Source organism: Paraburkholderia sp. RL18-085-BIA-A, assembly GCF_046027075.1.
Taxonomy (GTDB): domain Bacteria; phylum Pseudomonadota; class Gammaproteobacteria; order Burkholderiales; family Burkholderiaceae; genus Paraburkholderia.
The window spans coordinates 1-3768 of sequence record NZ_JARESU010000302.1 but is presented as its reverse complement, the minus strand read 5'-3'; the positions used below and the strand labels follow the sequence as shown (position 1 = coordinate 3768).

At 60.8% G+C, this 3768-nt stretch carries 3 protein-coding genes; all 3 read right to left on the bottom strand.

The features are described 5' to 3' along the window. Window positions 1–441: 441 nt before the first annotated feature. The 3 genes from P0D89_RS51440 to P0D89_RS51430 all read right to left on the bottom strand — a co-directional run bounded on the left by P0D89_RS51440 (window position 442) and on the right by P0D89_RS51430 (window position 3091). A complete protein-coding gene (locus P0D89_RS51440; RefSeq protein ID WP_408370648.1) occupies window positions 442–1002 on the bottom strand; it encodes a c-type cytochrome in 561 nt (186 codons plus the stop codon). Between the two features lie 147 nt (window positions 1003–1149). Then, entirely contained in the window at window positions 1150–2412 is a 1263-nt protein-coding gene (locus P0D89_RS51435) for an MFS transporter (protein ID WP_408370646.1), read from the bottom strand. A 235-nt stretch (window positions 2413–2647) separates the two neighbouring features. Continuing rightward, window positions 2648–3091, bottom strand: a complete 444-nt coding sequence (locus P0D89_RS51430) for a universal stress protein (protein WP_408370644.1) — start codon at window positions 3089–3091, stop codon at window positions 2648–2650. Window positions 3092–3768: the final 677 nt, after the last annotated feature.

Here is a 3768-nt window from a genome sequence, read left to right as displayed (position 1 = left end):
TTAAGCGTTGTTCGACGCCTGCCCATGTCTGCTGGCGCGCGTATACGCGACGACGCGTGCGGGCAGGCGTTGGACAACGCTTAACGATGAACAACGCTTAACGATCAGAGCCCGGTCGTCGTCGGGCTCAGTTCGACCATGAAAAGACGGTCACGCCGCTTTTTCGAATGACCGGTGGGTCAGCCACAACAGCCGCTTGTAGGAGCGAGCTGTAACCGCGTGGCTTATCCACTGCTTTTCCTCTGCCAACCCTTGTGACTTAGGACGCAATGAGCAAAGTCGGTAGCAACGACGGGGCGGAGAGCGCGTTCGCGAAGGATGCGGCCGCTCAGGTTCAGGGGGGAGCCTATAAGTGCATCCGCCCAGCACCTGAAGACCCCGATGCGCGAAAGGCATGTCCCCCGCCAAGTGGCCCTTTCCCGCCCGCTCAACTGGCATAGTCTACGGCCGGGTGTTTGGTTTGGCTGCGCTCTGCTTTTCGAAATCTTGAGCGGAAATGCCGCGTCCTTTGTAGAGGAACGCCGTCAAGTCCCAGATCGTCTGGTCGTCTTGCGTCTTGCCGAACGCGGGCATCGCGGTCATTTTCACGCCGTTCTTGATTACCCAGTACATCATCTTGGGATTGTTGCGGCGTGTTGGTGCGAGCAGTTCCGGCGCGAACGGCAGTATGCCCTGACCGATCGGGCTCAGCGTTTTTCCGGGCGCGCCGTGACACGCCGCACAGGTGTTCGCATAGAGACGCGCGCCGGCCTCGACGTTGGCGGTAGTCATCAGGTCGGGCGGCACCTTGATATCGGCCGCGTGGCGGTGCAACGACTGCATGTAAGTCTTGTGCAGCAGCCACGCGACGAGCGGGTTATGTCCGGACATGGCCGACACGTCGTACACGCCCGAATACACGAATCCGAAGCCGGCCGCGCCGGCCACGATCGCGGCTGCGACGAATGCACTTAGCGTGGAATGCCGGGCAAGGAAAGAGGCTTCTCTGGCTACTGAACTCATCTTTGATCACCTGCTGGAAAGGATGGAGAAGTGGATCGGTGCGTACGGGGCGATGCTCGCGAATTCGATAGCGACCGTTGCTCGCGGCCTCGGGATACGCGTTGATGTCGCGATGGGGATACGCGCCTCACGCCGAACGCTCCGCCTTTAGCGGGCTTCGCGCAACGCATATCCCGCGAGTGCGCCGACGATGCACAGCACCGACACATAGAGTTCGGGCGCGGCCGGGTTTGACGCCGACATCAGCGACACGGCCACCGGCGTCAGCCCGCCGAACACTGCGTACGCGACGTTATATGAGAGGGAGATTCCCGAGAAGCGCACGACGGGCGGGAAAGCTTTGATCATCGCGACCGGAATGGCCGCCACCGCACCGACAAAGAAACCGGCCATCGCATAGAGGGGCATAAGCGACGAGCGATCGACCATGATCTGCTTGCACATCAGAAAGTACGACGAGCCAAGGAGCAGGCAGCCCACAAAGATCGTACGGGCTGCGCCGAAGCGCCCTGCAATCAGACCAGCAACGACGCAGCCAATCGTCTGGGCGAGAGTCGCAACGACGTTCGCCTGCAGCGCGGTTGCTGCATCGATATGAAAGCGCTTTTGCAACAGAGTTGGCGTCATTAGGATCACGACGACGATCGCTGCGGTCAGCGTCCAGGTGAGCACCATAGACACGACTACAGCACCGCCGTGATCGCGCAGCACCGTCTTGAGCGGCACTTCCGCGGCCAGCGACTTGCGCCGCTGCATTTCGATGAATACGGGCGTCTCGTGCAGCCAGCGGCGCAGGAAGGCAGAAAGAAGACCGAAAAGGCCGCCGATGAGGAACGGAAACCGCCACGCGTAGGCAACGATCTCAGCATGCGAATAGTGGTGGCTGAGCGCCGAAGCGAACAATGACCCGAGCAGAATGCCCAGCGTCAGCCCGCCGGTGAGCATTCCGCACGCGTATCCGATGTGACGCTGCGGCACATGCTCAGAGACGAATACCCACGCGCCCGGCACTTCGCCGCCGACTGCCGCACCCTGCAGCACGCGGCACAGCAGCAAGAGCACTGGCGCGGCTACGCCGAGACTCTCGTAAGTCGGCAAAAGTCCAATCAGCAGCGTCGGCAACGACATCAGCAGCACGCTCAGCGTAAACATGCGCTTGCGGCCGATCAGGTCGCCAAAATGCGCCATGATGATGCCACCGAGTGGACGCATGATGTAGCCTGCGGAAAAAATGCCGAAAGTTTGTACCTGGCGCAGCCAGTCCGGAATTGACTGCGGGAAGAACAGTTGCCCGATTACGGCCGCAAAGAATACATAGATGACGAAATCATAGAACTCGAGCGCACCGCCGAGCGCGGCGAGAAAGAGCGTCCGGTGGTCGCTACCCGCCAGCGCGGCGATGCGGGACAAACGGAATCTGGTGTGAATCGGTGGTATTCATGCGAGCGTCAAATTGAACCAGGAGAATCGTTATCTTCGTGCGATCACGTCAAAGCGTTCCGTACGTGGATGCGGCGGATCCTGCGAGGGCGGCAGGCGCGCAACGTCCCAACATCGGCTCACGGGACGCGCCTTTCGCGATTGCGCAGCTATCTCCGGGGCGGGCTGTCATGCTCGACGAGAGGAGACTATTACGCGTTTGACGTCACGCCACCGGCACGGCCACGACCGTGCGCCCGGCCGAGCGCTCGACAAGTTGGTCGAGCGTCGGATGTGAACTCAACCATTTCGCGAGCCCGCGCAGTCTGCGATAACCGATGACAATCATGTCCGCGTCAACAAGCGCGGCGTGGCGGGTAATGGCGTCGACGACGCCGCCTTGGGAAGCATGGCCGCGCGGGAACGTCCCTTGGGCGGTGAGGTGAAGCACCGCTTCGTCGAGAATGACGGATGTCGCTCCCACCATGACGCTGTATGCGGCGCCACTCAGCATTCCCGCACTCGTTGCGATTGCCGAGACGGTGTCGGTGACTACGAGCACGTGAACTTTTTTGCCGCAGGACGAAGCCAGTTTGCCGGTGCGCTCGAGTGCACACTTGGCCTCGGCTGAACCGTCGTAGTAAACCAAAATCGATCCAGACTGGGTCATGGGCAATGTTTGTGCCGCCTGTAGGGTTCAAGGCTGCTTCTATTCTCCATAACCTCGTTTGCTGAACAGTGTCACGTCGATTACCGATTTGTTATTTTCCCGAGAGGGGGCCTGCCCCGTAGCCAACGAGAGGGGCGTCGGCTACAGTCCTCCTCGGAGCGCAGCGGCCGGGCCATGAAGCGTCACTCGCGGAATTGCTTCGATCTGCTGCCTGCTAAAAGGAGCCAGTCGTGTGCATTCAACATGGAGTATGTCGATCGCCGTCGCCGCAGTGAATATGAAAAACATGCCTGCGCCCGCCGTGACGCGCGCGGCAGCAATCGCCGGAGCGATATCGGCGGTTCTCCGTCGGTCCAGTTTCTAGCTCTTTCGGACCGCCGGTCCCCAGAGTCTCGTTCGCGGGCGGCGCTTTGCTAGCGCCTCGCCGTTTCGCGGCAAAGCAGGCAATGTCGCGAAGCCCTGTTGTGTGCCGGTCCCAAACGCCGAACACGCGTCGGCCAACGCGAATGGGCAAGTGGCTGTTCCACCCTGAAAACCCGCCGTCCACAGCTTTGATCTGTCCGGCGGGAACGGGTCCAGGCTGTGTGGAAACGCCGAAATAATCTCAATACACGCAGCTCGGGTATCAACCAGAGCGTTTGGCAATTCGTGTATGGCTCAGTTCGCCGATGGCGAAC

Excerpts from the sequence above, each read along its gene's own strand:
- P0D89_RS51440 (WP_408370648.1), bottom strand. The coding sequence starts at position 1,002 with ATGAGTTCAGTAGCCAGAGAAGCCTCTTTCCTTGCCCGGCATTCCACG.
- P0D89_RS51430 (WP_408370644.1), bottom strand. The coding sequence starts at position 3,091 with ATGACCCAGTCTGGATCGATTTTGGTTTACTACGACGGTTCAGCCGAG.